The sequence below is a fragment of the Nocardioides sp. B-3 genome, from assembly GCF_024703895.1.
Classification (GTDB): domain Bacteria; phylum Actinomycetota; class Actinomycetes; order Propionibacteriales; family Nocardioidaceae; genus Nocardioides.
On the sequence record NZ_CP087968.1, the window covers coordinates 2,425,880 to 2,441,867 of the forward strand.

18 protein-coding genes and 7 pseudogenes are annotated in these 15,988 nt (G+C 70.9%); 18 read left to right on the plus strand and 7 right to left on the minus strand.

The genetic code is table 11. From position 1 onward, the window contains the following. The first annotated feature begins 41 nt into the window (after nucleotides 1-41). Entirely contained in the window at nucleotides 42-308 is a 267-nt protein-coding gene (locus LP418_RS29905) for a response regulator transcription factor (RefSeq protein WP_272496270.1), read from the plus strand. A 357-nt stretch (nucleotides 309-665) separates the two neighbouring features. Here LP418_RS29905 and LP418_RS33620 read toward each other — a convergent pair. The 7 genes and pseudogenes from LP418_RS33620 to mdo all read right to left on the minus strand — a co-directional run. Further along, a pseudogene (locus tag LP418_RS33620) lies at nucleotides 666-938 on the minus strand (hypothetical protein); the annotation flags it as partial. Between the two features lie 370 nt (nucleotides 939-1,308). Continuing rightward, nucleotides 1,309-1,899 carry a VWA domain-containing protein gene (locus LP418_RS16125; protein WP_442939928.1) on the minus strand — a complete coding sequence of 197 codons (591 nt, stop codon included), beginning with the start codon at nucleotides 1,897-1,899 and terminating at the stop codon, nucleotides 1,309-1,311. Continuing rightward, complete coding sequence (locus tag LP418_RS16130; protein WP_257957268.1) at nucleotides 1,896-2,231, minus strand: hypothetical protein; 336 nt, start codon at nucleotides 2,229-2,231, stop codon at nucleotides 1,896-1,898. The genes LP418_RS16125 and LP418_RS16130 overlap by 4 nt, the downstream gene beginning before the upstream one ends. Before the next feature lie 51 nt (nucleotides 2,232-2,282). Next, nucleotides 2,283-2,774, minus strand: coding sequence for a hypothetical protein (locus LP418_RS16135; RefSeq protein ID WP_257952838.1), 492 nt, complete (start codon nucleotides 2,772-2,774; stop codon nucleotides 2,283-2,285). A gap of 58 nt (nucleotides 2,775-2,832) precedes the next feature. Next, a complete protein-coding gene (locus LP418_RS16140; protein ID WP_257957269.1) occupies nucleotides 2,833-2,997 on the minus strand; it encodes a hypothetical protein in 165 nt (54 codons plus the stop codon). A 459-nt stretch (nucleotides 2,998-3,456) separates the two neighbouring features. Continuing rightward, nucleotides 3,457-3,747 (minus strand): annotated as a pseudogene (locus tag LP418_RS16145) (AAA family ATPase); the annotation flags it as partial. Between the two features lie 415 nt (nucleotides 3,748-4,162). Then, a pseudogene (mdo, locus tag LP418_RS16150) lies at nucleotides 4,163-5,419 on the minus strand (NDMA-dependent methanol dehydrogenase); the annotation flags it as partial. Nucleotides 5,420-5,647: 228 nt separating this feature from the next. On the opposite strand from mdo, the gene mftA reads away from it, so the two are divergent. The 17 genes and pseudogenes from mftA to LP418_RS16225 all read left to right on the plus strand — a co-directional run bounded on the left by mftA (nucleotide 5,648) and on the right by LP418_RS16225 (nucleotide 15,983). Continuing rightward, a complete protein-coding gene (gene mftA / locus LP418_RS16155; RefSeq protein ID WP_257952839.1) occupies nucleotides 5,648-5,755 on the plus strand; it encodes a mycofactocin precursor MftA in 108 nt (35 codons plus the stop codon). Then, nucleotides 5,755-6,003, plus strand: a complete 249-nt coding sequence (gene mftB, locus LP418_RS16160; RefSeq protein ID WP_257952840.1) for a mycofactocin biosynthesis chaperone MftB — start codon at nucleotides 5,755-5,757, stop codon at nucleotides 6,001-6,003. Before mftA ends, mftB begins: the two co-directional genes overlap by 1 nt. Before the next feature lie 13 nt (nucleotides 6,004-6,016). Further along, nucleotides 6,017-6,475, plus strand: a complete 459-nt coding sequence (locus LP418_RS16165) for a radical SAM protein (protein ID WP_257952841.1) — start codon at nucleotides 6,017-6,019, stop codon at nucleotides 6,473-6,475. 29 nt (nucleotides 6,476-6,504) lie between these two features. Then, nucleotides 6,505-7,011 (plus strand): annotated as a pseudogene (mftC, locus tag LP418_RS16170) (mycofactocin radical SAM maturase); the annotation flags it as partial. 221 nt (nucleotides 7,012-7,232) lie between these two features. Then, complete coding sequence (gene mftE / locus LP418_RS16175; RefSeq protein WP_257952842.1) at nucleotides 7,233-8,000, plus strand: mycofactocin biosynthesis peptidyl-dipeptidase MftE; 768 nt, start codon at nucleotides 7,233-7,235, stop codon at nucleotides 7,998-8,000. A gap of 267 nt (nucleotides 8,001-8,267) precedes the next feature. Continuing rightward, nucleotides 8,268-8,831 (plus strand): glycosyltransferase family 2 protein, encoded by a 564-nt coding sequence (locus LP418_RS33625; protein ID WP_442940273.1) that lies wholly within the window; start codon nucleotides 8,268-8,270, stop codon nucleotides 8,829-8,831. Between the two features lie 647 nt (nucleotides 8,832-9,478). Continuing rightward, nucleotides 9,479-9,805 (plus strand): hypothetical protein, encoded by a 327-nt coding sequence (locus LP418_RS16185; protein ID WP_257952844.1) that lies wholly within the window; start codon nucleotides 9,479-9,481, stop codon nucleotides 9,803-9,805. Then, nucleotides 9,805-10,404, plus strand: a complete 600-nt coding sequence (locus tag LP418_RS31000) for a GAF domain-containing protein (RefSeq protein ID WP_336276085.1) — start codon at nucleotides 9,805-9,807, stop codon at nucleotides 10,402-10,404. Before LP418_RS16185 ends, LP418_RS31000 begins: the two co-directional genes overlap by 1 nt. Continuing rightward, the gene (locus LP418_RS31005; protein WP_336275735.1) at nucleotides 10,401-10,709 is read left to right on the plus strand and encodes a hypothetical protein; all 309 of its coding nucleotides are present in this window, start codon (nucleotides 10,401-10,403) and stop codon (nucleotides 10,707-10,709) included. Before LP418_RS31000 ends, LP418_RS31005 begins: the two co-directional genes overlap by 4 nt. Nucleotides 10,710-10,969: 260 nt before the next feature. Then, on the plus strand, nucleotides 10,970-11,446 hold the full coding sequence (locus LP418_RS16195) for a (2Fe-2S)-binding protein (RefSeq protein ID WP_257952846.1): 477 nt from the start codon (nucleotides 10,970-10,972) through the stop codon (nucleotides 11,444-11,446). Nucleotides 11,447-11,574: 128 nt separating this feature from the next. Further along, a pseudogene (locus tag LP418_RS16200) lies at nucleotides 11,575-12,369 on the plus strand (xanthine dehydrogenase family protein molybdopterin-binding subunit); the annotation flags it as partial. A 112-nt stretch (nucleotides 12,370-12,481) separates the two neighbouring features. Next, nucleotides 12,482-12,607 (plus strand): annotated as a pseudogene (locus tag LP418_RS31010) (molybdopterin cofactor-binding domain-containing protein); the annotation flags it as partial. 3 nt (nucleotides 12,608-12,610) lie between these two features. After that, a complete protein-coding gene (locus LP418_RS16205; protein ID WP_336276086.1) occupies nucleotides 12,611-13,432 on the plus strand; it encodes a xanthine dehydrogenase family protein molybdopterin-binding subunit in 822 nt (273 codons plus the stop codon). Beyond that, a pseudogene (locus LP418_RS16210) lies at nucleotides 13,390-13,901 on the plus strand (molybdopterin cofactor-binding domain-containing protein). The gene LP418_RS16205 and the pseudogene LP418_RS16210 overlap by 43 nt, the downstream one beginning before the upstream one ends. Beyond that, entirely contained in the window at nucleotides 13,898-14,752 is an 855-nt protein-coding gene (locus LP418_RS16215; protein WP_257952848.1) for an FAD binding domain-containing protein, read from the plus strand. The pseudogene LP418_RS16210 and the gene LP418_RS16215 overlap by 4 nt, the downstream one beginning before the upstream one ends. Nucleotides 14,753-14,756: 4 nt before the next feature. Next, on the plus strand, nucleotides 14,757-15,449 hold the full coding sequence (locus tag LP418_RS16220) for an SRPBCC family protein (protein WP_257952849.1): 693 nt from the start codon (nucleotides 14,757-14,759) through the stop codon (nucleotides 15,447-15,449). 84 nt (nucleotides 15,450-15,533) lie between these two features. After that, a complete protein-coding gene (locus tag LP418_RS16225; RefSeq protein ID WP_257952850.1) occupies nucleotides 15,534-15,983 on the plus strand; it encodes a hypothetical protein in 450 nt (149 codons plus the stop codon). Nucleotides 15,984-15,988: the final 5 nt, after the last annotated feature.

The window sequence follows — 15,988 nt, forward strand, 5'->3', positions numbered from 1 at the left end:
CACCTCCGGCCTCGTCCGCGCCATCCGCGACGTCAGCCGTGGTGAGAGCGCCTTCGACGCCCGGTCTGCGGCGGCGATGGTCCGCGGGCTCAACACCCCCCGACCCCGAGGAGTCGCAGCAGCTCACCGCCCGCGAGCGCGAGGTGCTGCGGCTGCTCGCGCGCGGCCTCTCCAACCGCGACATCGGCGTCAAGCTCTACATCTCCGAGACCACCGCGAAGTTCCACGTCGGCAACATCCTGCGCAAGCTCGGCGTCTCCCGCCGGGCCGAGGCGGTCTACGAGGCGACCAAGCTGGGTCTCATCTGACGTCGCGCTGTTCCCCGGCACGGGGTGGCGGCAGATCGCGTCGTCATAGGGGGCGGGACTGTTATGTGCCGCCACCTTCCACGGGCGCGGCGACTCAACGCTTGTCCAGCACCAACCACCCGCCGTGGTGCTCGCTGACCTCGAACGGCAGCCCGGTGGCGTCCCCCCACGACGCCGGGTCGTCGAGGCTGACGGTGCGCACGTGCCCCCCGTGTCTCGTCCGCCTCGTCCTCGAGGGGTACGGCGACCACGACCCGCCGCCTCGCCAGGCGCACCGCCTCCGCCAGCACGCGCGCCGTGCTCGTCGTCGAGGTGCTCGAGGAGGTGGATCGCCAGCACCGTGTCGGCGCTCGCGTCGGCACCGGGGAAGTGGCCGGCGTCGGCGGCGATCGCGGTCAGCGAGATACCGAGTCGTGGAGCCACCTCGGCCGGGAGGCGGGTGGCGCCCGAGGACAGGTCGCTCGCCGTCGTACGACGACCGGACGCCGCGATGCGCAAGGACAGGAACCCGAAGCAGCTGCCGAGCTCGAGCACCGAGCCCGGGACCGGGGAGGCGACTCGGCGCGGGCGTAGACGGGTGCATAGTCGGCGATGGTGCCGTGGCGGCCCGCGCCCGGCCCGTCGACGCACTGCTCGATGCGCGCCATGGTGTTGCGGTAGAAGAGCTCCCAGCTGTCCGGGGCCGCGGTCCGGGAGGTGAGCACGGTGCCGGTGAAGATGCGCTCGAAGAGCTCGGGACCGCGCAGCCAGCCGGGTCCGAAGAGCTCATCGGCGAGCAGACCCGCCAGGTCGTCGTCGACGTGCTCGGCCGGCACCCGGTGGCGGACGTGCAGCAGGTCGCCGTCGCTGTGGACGTCGAAGTGCTCCGTGCGCACCATGTGCAGGCCGCGCCTCGGAGGGATCGGCCCCTGCGCGCGGACCTCGACGATCTCGTCCACGTAGGCCCCGTCGCGGCTCGGGCGGAAGGGGTCGATGGGGACGGAGGTCGTCGCCTCGGTCATCAGCCGACCCGGGACATCGAGGTGGTGACCCGGTCAAGACCGGTGAGGTTGCGCACCACCCGGACTCGGCTGCAGTAGTCCGCATAGGCAGGCAGGTCGCAGCGACCCAATCCCCGGGAATAGCGGGGTTCCGGCGTGAGCCAGACCGTCTCACGGGCCCGTCGGGTGATCTCCTCGAAGACCGGGAGCCGTGGATCGTTGCCGTTGCCACGTCCGTCGCCGAGCACGATGACCGTCGTTCGACGGGTGACGGCGGAGCCGAACTGCTCAAGGAAGTCCTCGAACGCGGAGCCGTAGTCGGAGTCGGCATCGACATCGAGCACGCCGCCGGCCGGCAGCCCCGACATCACCAGCGAGAGCGCCTCTTCGGGATGGTGCTCGGCGAACAGGTCGGTGATCTCCACGAGGTCCTTGACGAACGCGAACGTGCGCACGGAGGAGGCCAGCGACTGCAGGCTGTGCACGAGCTGGAGCGTGAACCGCGCCGCCGAGCGCACCGAGAGCGAGACGTCGCAGAGCACCAGCAGCTTGGGCCGGTCCTCCACCTTGCTGACGGTGACCGGTCGGAACGGGACGCCGTCGAATTTCATGTTCGCGCGATCGTGCGGGCCCCGTCGACGACCCCGCGTGCAGCGGCCTTGCGTCGCGGACGCGGAGCGCCGCGCAGCGATCGCAGCAGTCGGCGCAGGGCTTCCTCGAGCTCGGCCCGCTCGTGCTCGTGGATGCGCTCGCTCTGGGCGGCCCGGATCTCGCGCTTCTCGATCTCGTGCTCGACCGCCATCAGCTTCTCGAGGTGTTGCTTGAGCCGCTCCGGCAGGCCGGCCGGGAAGGGGGCGAGTGCAGCCCGCAGCGCTTCGAGGGTGGCGCCACGATCCTCGTCGACATCGGGCAGCGCGTCCTCGAGCCAACTGAGCAGGGCCATCTCCCCGGGCGACTGTGAGCTCGACGTCGAGCTCCATACCGGGGCTGCGGATCAGGTCGCCGGGGAGCCCGGGTTGTGCATCCGGTGCGTGGAGATCTGCACCCGCGCAGCCTCGCCGGCGCTGCCCTCCGTGTCGTTGGAGAGCACGATCTCATCGGTCAGCGCAGCGATGTCGATCTTGTTGGCCTCCTGATGGAGGTTGTACTGCTGCGCCATGTCCTCCGGCTTGAAGAACTCCTTGATGTCGTCGGGCTTCCCGTGCGAGTGACCGTCCTCCGGGATGTCGCCGGGCTCGTCGGAAAGCGTGAACTGCTCGAGCTCGCCGTCGTCGGTCAGGTCGTCGTGGCTGTGTCCGTGGCCGACCTCGTCCTCGAACACCGCCCGCAACCCGAAGAACAGGTCGAAGACGCGGTCGAAGGTGGCCGGGTCGCGGCGGTCCTTGATCAGACTGACCATGAGCGCCGAGCGGAGCACCTCGCGCTCACCGAGGACGCCCGCCCGGGCCACCGCGTGCATGGCGTCGATCGCCTCCGCCGTACTCACCCGAACGCCGTTGAGACGAAGGAACCTGATGAAGCGATGGACTGCGCCCTCCATCGGATCAGACCGGACGCTTGCGGGCGGTGCGCGCGGCGAACGAGCGCTCACCCCGGCCGGCCGTCACGGTCTTTGCTGGCGGCGACGCGGCGGGCTTGGCTGGACCGCCGTAGGTGTCGCCGTGACGGCCGGGCTTGTCCTTGGCGGCGCGGACCTCCTTGCCGTTCACGTCCGCGTCACCGTCGTGGCTGTGGTCGCCATCGGCGCCGTGCCCGTGTCCGTGTCCGTGCCCCTGACCGTGGTCGTGCTTGCTCGGCACCGTGGAGTTCGGGTCGACCGGGTGAGGGATCGCGGCCAGAGCCTTCTTCAGGTCGCGTTCGTACTTCACGACCACATTGAGGGTCTGCGACAACACGTCGGCACTCAGCTCGCTGACCCCGAGCACGGCGAGCGTGCGCGCCCAGTCGATGGTCTCGGAGATGCTCGGTGCCTTGCGCAGCTCGAGGGCGCGCAGGCCGCGGACGATCTCGATGAGGCGTACGGCGAGGGCCTCGCTGAGCCCGGTGTCCTTGGAATTGATGATCTCCAGCTCGCGCTCGGGCTCGGGGTAGTCGAGGAACAGGTGCAGGCACCGGCGCTTGAGCGCGGCGGACAGGTCGCGGGTGTTGTTGGAGGTGAGGACGACGTACGGCAACCGCTTGGCCCTGACCGTGCCGACTTCGGGGATGGAGATCTGGAACTCCGACAACAGTTCGAGCAGCACGGCCTCGAGGGCCTCGTCGGCACGGTCGACCTCGTCGATCAGGAGCACGACCGGCTCCTCGGAATCGATAGCCTCGAGCAAGGGGCGGGGCGCGAGGAAACGCTCCGAGAAGAAGACGCTGTCCTGCTGGGCGATCCGCTCGACGGCCTCGGACAGGTCGACGGCGTCCTCCACGACCCGGCCGATCTTCTCGCGCAGGATCTGGGTGTAGAGCATCTGCTTGCCGTAGTCCCACTCGTAGAGGGCCTTGGTCTCGTCCCCGGCCCTCGTAGCACTGCAGCCGAATCAGTCGCCGGCCGGTGACGGCGGCGAGGCTGGTGGCGAACTGGGTCTTGCCCACGCCGGCCGGGCCTTCGAGGAGTACCGGTTTGCCCAAGCGGGTCTGGAGAAACACAGTCGTGGCGAGGCGATCGTCGGCGAGATAGCCGGCTTCGCGGAAGCGCTCGAGGGCATGGGCGACGTCGTCAAACTCGCCTTCGCCGTCAGCATTGCGCGGATCGGTGTTCACTGGCGCTCCTCGTACATGGTGTGGATGGTGTCCGGACCGGGCAGCGGTCATGGCTGCCCGGTCCGGCGTTCTGGTGTGAGCTGGGACCTCAGCTGATGAGGTCGTCCGGTCACCGTTCATGCAGTGGTCGATGACGGGGCGCACCGTCTCGAACGTGCACTCCTTGGCGTTGCCGGGCGTGCAGGCGTCGCCGAGCACGTGGTTGGTGATCCGGTCCACGTCCTCGTCGTTGCCCTTGATCACCTTGGCGTTCTCGTAGAACTTCGTCGGCCCCTCGCCGAGGCGGTTCTTCGAGTAGCTGTCCTGCGTGACGTCGGTGAACTTCTCCGGGATGCCCACGTCGCGCAGCAGCCGGATCGACGCGGCGAGCGCGGCGTCGGCGGCCTGCGGCTTGGTCATCCCGTGGGTGTCGATGCCCATCGCCTCGGCGATGTCGGCGAACCGGTGGTAGACCGCCGGCATGTTGAACGCCCACACGCGAGGGAGCGCGATCGCGTTGTTGAGCCCGTGGTGGGTGTCGTAGAACGCGCTGACGGCGTGCGAGATCGAGTGGATGATCCCGAGCCCGCCGGAGTTGAACGCTCGGGCGGCGATGTACTGGGCGTACATCATCCCCTCGCGACCCTCGAGGTCCCGGCCGTTCCAGACCGCCGCGCGCAGGTGCTGTGACGTCAGCTTGATGGCGTGCAGCGCGTTGCCGAGCGAGGGCTGGAAGTTGATCCGCGAGACGTAGGGCTCACTGGCGTGCGCGAGCACGTCGAAGCCGCACTGGGCGGTGTAGTCGACCGGGCAGTCGAAGTAGAGCACCGGGTCGTCGATGGCCGGGCTGGTGACCGACGCGTCGTCGAAGGCGACGTACTTGTGCGGGTTGTCCGGGTCGGTCGTGGTGTCGGTGATGACATAGGCCCACGACGTCTCCGAGCCGGTGCCGGCCGTGGTGGAGACCGCGATGTGCGGCGGGTTCTTGGGGTTCTCGGACATGTTGAAGCCCTCGAACTCGTTGACGTTGCGACCGTCGTGCGCGACCGAGACCCGAGCGCCCTTGCAGGCGTCGTGCGAGGAACCGCCACCGATGGAGACGAACGAGTCGCACTCGTTCTCCCGGTACATCGCCACGGAGTCCATGACGTTGTAGTCCTTCGGGTTGGACTCGACCTTGTCGTAGACCACGACCTCGAGCCCGTGGTACTTCATCGACTCGACGATCTTGTGCACGATGTCGGTGCCGCGCAGGCCCGACGTCATCACCAGCGTCTTGCGGAACCCGAGCTTGAGCGCCTCGGGCCCGATCATCTCGTGCGCGCCGGGTCCCATCAGGGCTCGTGGGAACGGGTGGAACTCCTTGATGGGGAACGGCTTGAGTAGTTCGTCGACCTGCATGGATGACCTCCCCGGGGGCGGATTCCTGACTGGTTCTGGGCTGCTTCGGACGCTAGGTCCGGGCTTCCGGCGGCGACCAGACGAGGATCCGCAAACGGGTCGGTGGGGCAGGAGGCGACCTGACCGTCAGGGCAGGTCCGGCCCGCTGGCCGACGGGTGCGCGGGCACGGGGCGCTTCCTAGCGTGGAAGGGCGACATCCCATCCCAACCCGATCCCGGAGGAACGCCATGACCGACCCGAAGCAGGACACGACTACTGAGACCGAGACGGCCGCTCTCACCGAGAGTGAGCTGGTCGAGGAGGTCTCCATCGACGGCATGTGCGGCGTCTACTGATGCTCGACGGCGAAGCGTGGCGGCTGAGCCCGTCGGTGTCGTTGCGACCGGAGCCCTTCGGGGCACTGGTCTACGACTTCTCGACCCGACGGCTCAGCTTCCTCAAGACCCTGCGCCTGCTCGACGTGGTCCGTCGCCTCGACGGGACGACCGGCGTCGGTGACGCGCTGGAGTCCGCGGGAGTGGGCGAGGGGAGCGCGCCGGCTACCTCAAGGCCCTCGACGGGCTCGCCGCCAACGGCGTACTGATCAGGAGTGCTCCATGACCGCCACACTCATCTCCCCGCCGCCGGCCGTCGGTCGGCTCGTCGACCAGTTCGAGCTCGGCCTCGACGCCCCGATCTGCCTCACACGGGAGCTCACCTACGCCTGCAACCTCGCGTGCCTGCACTGCCTGTCGTCCTCGGGTCGCCGCGACCCCGACGAGCTGGACACGGAGGAGGCCAAGGCACTCATCCGCGAGTTCGAGCGGATGCAGATCTTCTACGTCAACATCGGCGGCGGAGAGCCCACCGTGCGCCCCGACTTCTGGGAGCTCCTCGACTACGCGGTCGAGCACCACGTCGGCGTGAAGTTCTCGACCAACGGCTTCCGGATCACCAAGGAGCGGGCCGAGAAGCTGGCGGCCACGGACTACATCGACGTACAGATCTCGCTGGACGGCGCGACCGCCGAGGTCAACGACGCGGTCCGCGGCCGGGCACCTATGACGCCGCCATGAAGGCGCTCGCCAACCTCCGGGCAGCCGGCATGCAGGACTTCAAGATCTCGGTGGTGTGCACGCGTCACAACATCGACCAGCTCGACGAGTTCAAGGCGATCGCGGACAGCTTCGGCGCCCAGCTGCGGCTGACGCGGCTGCGACCGTCGGGTCGCGGTGCCGACGTGTGGGACGAGCTGCACCCGCTGCCGCACCAGCAGCGCCAGCTCTACGACTGGCTGGTCGCCAACGGCGAGAAGGTGCTCACCGGCGACTCGTTCTTCCACCTTGCGGCGTACGGCGATCCGTTGCCCGGCCTCAACCTGTGTGGCGCCGGCCGTGTGGTCTGCCCGGTGGACCCGGTCGGGGACGTCTACGCGTGCCCGTTCGCGATCCACGACAGGTTCAAGGCCGGCAACATCCGTGACCTCGGCTTCGACCACGTCTGGAAGCACGCGCCGCTGTTCGAGGAGCTGCGCAGCCCGCAGACCGGTGGCGCCTGCGCGAAGTGCTCGGCCTACGACAACTGCCGCGGTGGCTGCATGGCGGCCAAGTTCTTCACCGGGTTGCCGTTGGACGGCCCGGACCCGGAGTGCGTCAAGGGCAACGCCGAGGAGGCGCTGGCCGGCCCGGGACCGGGGCTCCCTCCCGGGCTCGAGCCGGGACCACTCGCACACGGGCACCGTCCGCAACGCTCCCGTCGGGCTCACGCTCGGGCCGACCCGGACGCGGCCGACGAGCGCGTGCGACGAGAGTCCGGTTGCAGGGATGCACTGACATGGTGGCGAGCTCTGCCGGCGAGCCCAGTCGACGCCTCGGCCTCGGCGGGGCTCGCTGGCCCGCGGTGGGGGAGGACCCGCCGCTCGTGCTCGTCCCGATCGGGTCGGTCGAGCAGCACGGCCCCCACCTCCCGCTGGCGACCGACTCGATGCTCGCGTGCGCGGCGACCCGCGAGGTCGCGATCCGGCTGGACGCCGCGGGAGTGCGCGTCCCGGTGGCGCCGGCCCTCGCGTACGGCGCCAGCGGGGAGCACGAGGACTTCCCGGGGACGGTCTCCATCGGGCACGAGGCGTTGTGGCTGCTGCTCGTCGAGCTCGGCCGCTCGGCCTGCCGCTGGGCGCAGGGGCTGGTCTTCGTCAACGGGCACGGCGGCAACGTGCCGACCGTGGTGAGCGCGGTGACCACGCTCCGCGACGAGGGGCGTCCCGTGGCGTGGACCGGGTTCGGGGTGCTCGGCGGCGATGCCCACGCCGGCCGCACCGAGACCTCCCTGCTGCGGCACCTCGCCCCCTGGACCGTGCGGATGGACCTCGCCGAGCCGGGCGCCACGGAGCCGATCGACGAGCTGATGCCGCGCCTGCGCAGCGTCGGCGTGCGCACCGTGTCGCCCAACGGGATCCTCGGCGACCCCGCCGGCAGCTCGGCGGAGGAGGGACGGCGGCTCTTCGAGGTGCTGGTCAACCGGTTGCACCTCGAGCTGACCGACCTCGACGTCGGCAGCGACGGCCGGCTGAAGCGTCCCGAGCGCAGCGGGGTCGGGTCATGACCCTGCCCGCCGGCTTCGCGGTCCGCCTCTCCTCGCGGACCGGGGTCTGCGACGGCGGCCGCTCCCCGGTCGGCGGCAGCCGCGGCTCGGTGCTGTATCTCAGCGACGTCGCCGCCGGCCTGCTCGACAGTGCCGGCGTCGTGCACGCCGACCCCGGTGCCGCGGGCGCACTGGCCGTCGCTGCTCGATCGCGGGTTCGCCGAGCCGTGGTGGCCGGCGGCACCCGACCCCGACACGGCGGTCACCGACGTCACCGTCGTCGTGCCCGTGCGCGACCGCGCCCCCGACCTCGCGCGGCTGCTCGACGCGCTGCCTCCTTCCGTGCCGGTGATCGTGGTCGACGACGGATCCCGGGACCCGTCGGCCATTGCCCGGGTGACGGCAGATCACGGGGCCCGCCTCGTGGTGCACGACGTGAACCGCGGACCCGCCGCGGCTCGCAACACCGGGCTGCGCCACGTCGCCACCCCCGTTCGTCGCGTTCTGCGACTCCGACGTGGTGCCCGATCCGGGCTGGCTGGCCACCCTGCGACGCCACCTCGACGACCCCGACTCGGCCCTCGTCGCACCGCGTGTGCTCGGCCCGTCGCGCCGGCCGGGCGACAGTTGGATCGCCCGCTACGAGCAGGCGCGCTCCTCCCTCGACCTCGGCCCGGAGCCGGCGGCCGTCCGGCAACAGGGGGGTGGTGGCCTACCTGCCCAGCGCTTGCCTGCTCGCCCGCGTCTCCGTCGCGGCCCGGGCCGGCGGCTTCGACGCGGCGTTGCGCTGCGGCGAGGACGTCGACTCGGTCTGGCGGCTGCTCGCCTCCGGTGCCGGCGTTCGCTGCATGAACCCGCCGCCACCGTCCGCCACCGCCACCGCGCGGGACTGCGCGAGTGGCTGGGCCTGCAAGGCGTTCTACGGCACCTCGGCCGCACCGCTCGCGGCCCGGCACGGGGCCGCCGTCGCGCCACTCGTCGTCACCCCCCGGTCGGCCGTGTTCGCGGTCGCCCTGCTCGCCCAGCGCCGGTGGTCCGTGCCGGTTGCCCCGGCCGCCGCGTCCGTCGCCACCGCCGGGACGGCGAGGCGGCTCGGTCGCAGCCAACGCCCGGTCCGGGCGGCCGCCGTGCTCACGCTGGAGGGCAGCGTCGCCGTCGCGTGGCAGACCTCGTCCGCGCTCACCCGGCACTACTGGCCCCTCGCCGCGCTGGCCGCGACCCGTTCCCGCCGGGCCCGCCGGGCGCTGGTCGTCGCCGCCGTCGTGGAGGGGCTGGCTGACCGGCGACGGGTCGGGGCGGACCTCGATCCGGTGCGCTACGTCCTCGCGCGCCGCCTCGACGACCTCGCCTACGGCAGCGGCGTGTGGTTCGGCGCCCTGCGCGAGCACTCGCTGCGCGCCCTCGCCCCGGACCTGCGCCGCATGCGTCGGCGCGCGACCCTCTGACGCGGCGACCCCCGCAGGGCTAAGGTTTGACCAACGACCCCCGTGGAGCCACCCATGAGCACCGACGACCTGCACTCCCGCCGCGTTGACGCCGTGCGCGCTGGACCAGCTTCGTCACGCTCGGCGACGCGGCCGAGCCGGCCGTCCGCCCTGAGATCCGCCGCAGCTGGGAGCTCTCCGGCGTCGTCTCCCCGACGCTCACGCACGCCCCCCTCGCCGACGAGACGTCCACCGCCGAGTTCTGGCGCGACTCGCCGCTGCAGACCGCGGTGGCCCGGGTCCCGGGACGAGCTGCGGCGCACCGCCGAGGACGGCGACCTCGTGATCGCGGTGACCGACCCGGGGAGACCCGCATCCTGTGGACGTACGGCGGACGCGTGATGCGACGAAAGGCCGAGACCGTCAACTTCGTGCCGGGCGGTCGCTGGGACGAGGCAAGCGTCGGCACCAACGCGCTGGCCATCGCCGGTCGCACCGACGCCCCGGCGATGGTATTCAGCGCCGAGCACTACGCCGAGGTCGTCCACAACTGGGTGTGCTGGGCGGCACCCGTGCACGACCCGGTCACGGGCCGACCGCTCGGCGTCATCGACCTCTCGACGACTCGGGACCGGACCCACCCGATCGGGCTCGCCACGGCCCGGGTGATGGCACGACTGATCGAGACCGCGCTCCCGACCTCGCGCCGCTCCCCGGCGACCGGGCTCCCGGCCCCCGACCAGCCGGGCCTGACCCTGACCCTGCTGGGCACGGCCCGGTGTGGCTCGACGGCGAGCGGTTGCTCCTCAACCGTCGGCAGACCGAGATTCTCGCCTTGCTGGCGCTGCACCCCGCGGGGCTCTCGGTCGAGCAGCTGCACTCGTTGCTCTACGGCGACTCCTCGGTCACCACCTCCACCCTCAAGGCGGAGGTCTCCCACCTCCGCGCCGCTCTGCGGGGCCAGCTGTCCTCGCGCCCCTACCGCCTCACCCTGCCCGTGACCACCGACATCGACGAGGTCCAGCGGCGGCTGCGCATCGGCGACGTGCGTGCGGCGCTCGAGGCCTACGGCGGCGACCTGCTGCCCGGCACCGACGCGCCGGCCCCGGTCGAGATGGGCGACTACCTCGCGGTCAGTGTGCGGGAGGCCCTTCTCGTCAACCCGGATCCGGACGCCGTGCTTCGCTACATCGAGCTGGCGCCGTACGACACCTATGTGATCGAGGCGTGCACGGCCGCGCTCGGCCAGCGCAACCACCCGGCCGCCCCGCTGCTCAAGGGCCGGCTCGCTGCCGCGGGCCGCTGAGAATCACGCCGGGCGGTGAGTGAGCCACCTTCTCCGCGCTCGAAATGTGGTCCTCACACCTCCGCTTCGCGTGTCGTACGGCCGCCGCGCCGGCCGACGGTCACACACCCACCTTGTCGGTCGTGCCCATGTGGCTGACGCACCGCCGCGGCGCGCCGGACCCGCAGCCGGACCGCACGCGCGACACGCGCAACCTTTCGCCAACCACGCCTTCCTAGTGTGAACGCCATCACACGATTCCCCTACGTGAAGGCGGACCGATGGCCGGGATCGAACTCACTGTCGACGGGGCCGCGGTCTCCGACGACGTCGAGCCCCGGATGCTGCTCGTGCAGTACCTCCGCGAGAAGCTCGGCAAGACCGGCACCGTGATCGGGTGCGACACCAGCAACTGCGGCGCGTGCACCGTCCACCTCGACGGCCGCAGCGTGAAGAGCTGCAACGTCCTCGCCGTCCGGGCCAACGGCCGGGACGTCACCACGATCGAGGGCCTCGCGAACGGCGAGGAGCTGCACCCGGTGCAGGCGTCGTTCCGCGAGTGCCACGGCCTGCAGTGCGGCTTCTGTACGCCCGGAATGATCATGCAGGCCGTCGACCTGCTCAACGAGAACCCGAGTCCCACCGAGGCCGAGGTGCGTGAGGGCATGGAGGGCAACCTCTGCCGGTGCACCGGCTACCACAACATCGTGAAGTCGGTCCTGCACGCCGCATCGACCAGTGGGGGAGGTGCGAAATGACCGCCGTGGCCGACAAGCCCGACCTCGAGATCGGACGCGACCGCCGCCGCAAGGAGGACCAGCGCCTCATCACGGGCCGCACGCGCTGGACCGACAACCTCGCGCTGCCGGGGATGCTGCACCCGGCGATGGTCCGCAGCCCGTTCGCGCACGCGAAGATCGTCGGCATCGACACCGAGGCGGCCAAGCAGTCGCCCAACGTGGTCGCGGTCTTCACCGGCGCCGACCTTGCCGAGACCCGGGGCGCGTGCATCAACGCTCAGGCGATCACGCCCGACCAGGTCACCCCGCCGCACGTGCCGATGCCGTCGGACCGGGTCGCCTTCGCGGGCGAGACCGTCGCCGTCGTCGTGGCGAGAAGCGCCGCGGAGGCCCGGGACGCGGCCGAGCTCGTCGACGTGGAGTACGAAGAGCTCCCGGCGGCCCTCGACCTCAAGGAGTCCGCTGCCGACACCGTGCTCGCGCACCCCGACCTCGGCACCAACAAGAGCGCCTACTGGGTCTTCGACTCCGCGGAGGCCGGCACCGGCGGCAACGCCGACGAGGCGATCGAGAAGGCCCGCGGCGACGGCATCGTGATCGAGCGCGAATACCGCCAGCAGCGGCTGATCCCGGCCTTCATGGAGCCGCGTTCCACGGTCGTCGACCCGACCGGCGAGCAGATCACCGTGTGGAGCGCGACCCAGATCCCGCACATCCTGCGCTTCGCGATCGCCGCCACGACGGGCGTGCCGGAGTCCAAGATCCGCGTCATCGCCCCCGACGTGGGCGGCGGCTTCGGCGGCAAGCTCCAGCAGACGCCGGAGGAGATGATCACGTTTGCCGTCGCACGGATGCTCGGCAAGCCGGTGAAGTACACCGAGACGAGGTCCGAGTCGCTGATGACCGCGCACCACGGTCGCGACCAGTGGCAGAAGCTCACGCTGTCGGCCGAGAAGGACGGCACGGTGACCGGCCTCAAGGTCGAGCTGACCGCCGACTCCGGGTGCCTACGTCGCGATCGTCGGCGGCGGAGTCCCGGTGCTCGGGGCGTTCATGTTCAACGCGATCTACAAGTTCCCGGCCTACCACTTCGCCTGCCAGACCGTGCTCACCAACAAGACTCGGACGGACGCCTATCGAGGTGCCGGCCGGCCCGAGGCGACGTACGCCATCGAACGCCTGATGGACGAGCTCGCGATCGAGGTCGGCGTCGACCCGCTCGAGATCCGCGAGAAGAACTGGATCAAGCACGAGGAGTTCCCGTTCACCTCGGTCGCCGGCCCGGAGTACGACTCCGGCAACTACGAGGCGGCCACGGCCAAGGCCAAGGCGGCCTTCGGGTACGACGAGCTGCGGACCGAGCAGAAGCAGCGGCGTGAGTCCAAGGACCGCATCCAGCTGGGCATCGGCATCTCGACCTTCACCGAGATGTGCGGCTTGGCACCGTCGCGGGTCCTCGGTTCCCTCAACTACGGCGCCGGCGGCTGGGAGCACGCGAGCGTGCGGATGCTGGCCACCGGCAAGGTCGAGGTCGTCACCGGCACGTCCGCCCACGGCCGGGGCCACGAGACGGCGTTCAGCCAGATCGTCGCCGACCGGCTCGGGGTCGCCTTCGAGGACGTCGAGGTGCTGCACGGCGACACCCGGGTCGCCCACCGCGGCCTCGACACCTACGGTTCGCGCTCCCTCGTCGTGGGTGGTGAGGCGTTGGTCAAGGCCGCGGACAAGGTGATCGAGAAGGCCAAGCCGATCGCGGCCCACCTGCTCGAGGCGAGCGTCGACGACATCGAGTTCAGTGCCGGTCGCTTCAGCGTCCGCGGCACCGACCGGGGGGCTGGCGATGGCCGAGATCGCGATGGCGACCTTCGCGGCCCACAACCTGCCGGACGGGATCGGAACCGAGCATCGACAGCGAGGCGACGTACGACCCGGTCAACTTCAACTATCCGCACGGCACGCACCTGTGTGCCATGGAGGTCGACACCGAGACCGGCGGCGTGCTGATGCGCAAGTACGTCTGCGTCGACGACATCGGCAACATCATCAACCCGATGATCGTCGAGGGCCGGTGCACGGCGGGCTCGCGCAGGGCATCGCGCAGGCGCTCTGGGAGGAGGCGGTGTACGACGACGCCGGGACCCTCGTCTCGGGCTCGTTCGTGGACTACCTGCTGCCCACCTCCGCCGACACGATCAGCTTCGAGGTCGACCACACCACGACCGCATCGACCACCAACACGCTCGGCACGAAGGGCGTCGGCGAGGCAGGCACCATCGCGTCGACCCCGGCCGTCGTCAACGCGGTCGTCGACGCCGTACGCCAGTTCGGGGTCAACGACATCCAGATGCCGTGCACCCCCGAGCGCGTGTGGAGAGCGATCCATGCGGGTGACGGCGACGCGGCAACGGAGGGCGCGGCTGCGCCGCACTTCGAGGAAGACGCCCCCAACCGGGACGAAGGAGCAGGCGCATGATCCCGGTCCAGTTCGACTACCCGGCCCCGACCAGCGTCGAGGAGGCGCTTGCCGCGTTGGCTGAGCACGGTGACGACGCCAAGGTGATCGCCGGCGGGCAGAGCCTGCTCCCGGTGCTGCGGATGCGGCTCAACGCGCCCGAGGTCGTGGTCGACCTCGGTGGCATCGCCGAGCTGCGCGGGATCCGCGAGGACGGCGACGCCCTCGTGATCGGCGCGATGACCACGCACCACGACGTGCTCAACGATCCGTTGGTCAAGGAGCACGCGCTGTTGCTGGTGCGGGCCGAGCACCAGCTGGCCGACGCGCAGATCCGCCACCGCGGCACGTTCGGCGGCGCGCTCGCCCACGCCGATCCGGCCGGCGACCTCGGCGCGCCTGCCCTCGCGCTCGGCGCGGAGTTCGTCATCGCCGGGTCCGGTGGCTCGCGCACCGTCGCGGCCGACGACTTCTTCGTCGACCTCTTCGAGACCGCGATCGCCGAGGGCGAGCTGCTCACCGAGATCCGGATCCCCAAGTTCACGGGCTGGGGCGCGCACTACGAGAAGTTCGTCCGGGTCGCGCACCAGTGGCCGATCGTGGCCGTCGCCGCGGCCGTCAAGGTCGACGGCGGCACGATCAGCGAGGCCCGCGTCGGACTGACCAACATGGGCTCGACCCCGATCCGCGCCCGGTCCGTCGAGGAGGCGCTGGTCGGCCAACCCGCGACCGAGGACGCAGTCGCGTCGGCGGCCGCGCGCGCCACCGAGGGCACCAACCCGCCCTCCGACCTCAATGGTGCCGCGGACTACCGCAGCCACCCGGCCCCAGTGCTCACCCGACGGGCCGTGCTCGCGGCCGCGGGAGCGTGAGCGGATGGAGCTGAGCCACCAGTTCACGGTGCCGACCGGTGTCGAGGAGACGTGGGCCCACTTCGAGGACATCGCTTCCGTGGCGGAGTGCTTCCCCGGGGCCCAGGTGACCTCGGCCGAGGGCGACTCGTTCGCCGGTTCGGTGAAGGTCAAGCTCGGCCCGATCGCGCTCGTCTACAACGGGACCGGCACCTTCGTGGAGAAGGACGAGGAGGCCAAACGCTTCGTGGTCGACGCGAAGGGCAAGGACAAGCGTGGCAACGGCACGGCCGGCGCCCACGTCACGGTCACGATGACTGACGCCGACGGCTCGACCGACGTGTCGGTCCAGACCGACTTGGCGATCACCGGCAAGCCGGCCCAGTTCGGTCGCGGAGTCATGCAGGACGTCTCCGACAAGCTGCTCGGCCAGTTCGTCGACTGCCTCGAGGCCCGGCTGACGGGCCCGGGTGAGTCCGCGGGCGCCGTACCGGACGGTGCGCCAGCAACCGTTTCGGACACCGAGGAGGTTTCAGACCCACCGCCCGCGGCACAACCACCGCCGCCGACGCAGCTCCGACCGCCGACGCCGCGACCGGAGCCCGAGGCGCTCGACCCGGGCAGCGCGGTCCTGCCGATCCTCGCGCGGACCTACTGGAAGCAGGCGGCCGGAGCGCTTGCGGTGCTCGCCGTCGTCTGGCGGATGCTGCGGCGCTGAGCGGGGAACGCCCACCCGCCGAGCGGCGTCTGATCGGTGTGGAACAGTGGTTCCACCCGATCGTGGAGGACGAAGATGTCTCGGTTGACGACTGTTGCAGCCCTTGCTGCCACCGCTGTGCTGCTCGCCGGATGCGGCGGCAGCAACGAGGCGACCGGCTCGAGCGACGGCACGACGCCGACCGACGGTCCCAACATCGAGCTCACCGTCCCCGCCGCCCGGGCCGGGCGCTGCATGCCGCCCAGCGTGGAGAACCTGCAGGCCCGGGACACCGCCTTCGAGGGCATCGTCGAGGAGGTCTCCGACGGCACCGCGACGCTGCTGGTCCCGGACGGCTACAAGGGCGTCACCACCGGCACCGTCACGGTGTCCGCCCCGAGCCAGAACCTCCGGGACCTGCTGCTCGCCGTCGACTTCGAGGAGGGCGAGACCTACCTCGTCAGCAGCCTCGACGGCCGGGTCTCCGTGTGCGGGCTGAGCGGACCCCGGGACGACCTGCTCGCCGACCTCTACCAGCGGGCCTACCGCGGCTGACCCGG

Excerpts from the sequence above, each read along its gene's own strand:
- mftE (WP_257952842.1), top strand. The coding sequence starts at position 7,233 with ATGGTGGCGAGCTCTGCCGGCGAGCCCAGTCGACGCCTCGGCCTCGGC.
- LP418_RS31000 (WP_336276085.1), top strand. The coding sequence starts at position 9,805 with ATGCGACGAAAGGCCGAGACCGTCAACTTCGTGCCGGGCGGTCGCTGG.
- LP418_RS16215 (WP_257952848.1), top strand. The coding sequence starts at position 13,898 with ATGATCCCGGTCCAGTTCGACTACCCGGCCCCGACCAGCGTCGAGGAG.
- LP418_RS16130 (WP_257957268.1), bottom strand. The coding sequence starts at position 2,231 with ATGGCCCTGCTCAGTTGGCTCGAGGACGCGCTGCCCGATGTCGACGAG.
- LP418_RS16185 (WP_257952844.1), top strand. The coding sequence starts at position 9,479 with ATGAGCACCGACGACCTGCACTCCCGCCGCGTTGACGCCGTGCGCGCT.
- LP418_RS16195 (WP_257952846.1), top strand. The coding sequence starts at position 10,970 with ATGGCCGGGATCGAACTCACTGTCGACGGGGCCGCGGTCTCCGACGAC.
- LP418_RS16125 (WP_442939928.1), bottom strand. The coding sequence starts at position 1,899 with ATGAAATTCGACGGCGTCCCGTTCCGACCGGTCACCGTCAGCAAGGTG.
- LP418_RS16205 (WP_336276086.1), top strand. The coding sequence starts at position 12,611 with ATGGACGAGCTCGCGATCGAGGTCGGCGTCGACCCGCTCGAGATCCGC.
- mftA (WP_257952839.1), top strand. The coding sequence starts at position 5,648 with ATGACCGACCCGAAGCAGGACACGACTACTGAGACCGAGACGGCCGCT.
- LP418_RS16220 (WP_257952849.1), top strand. The coding sequence starts at position 14,757 with ATGGAGCTGAGCCACCAGTTCACGGTGCCGACCGGTGTCGAGGAGACG.
- mftB (WP_257952840.1), top strand. The coding sequence starts at position 5,755 with ATGCTCGACGGCGAAGCGTGGCGGCTGAGCCCGTCGGTGTCGTTGCGA.
- LP418_RS16165 (WP_257952841.1), top strand. The coding sequence starts at position 6,017 with ATGACCGCCACACTCATCTCCCCGCCGCCGGCCGTCGGTCGGCTCGTC.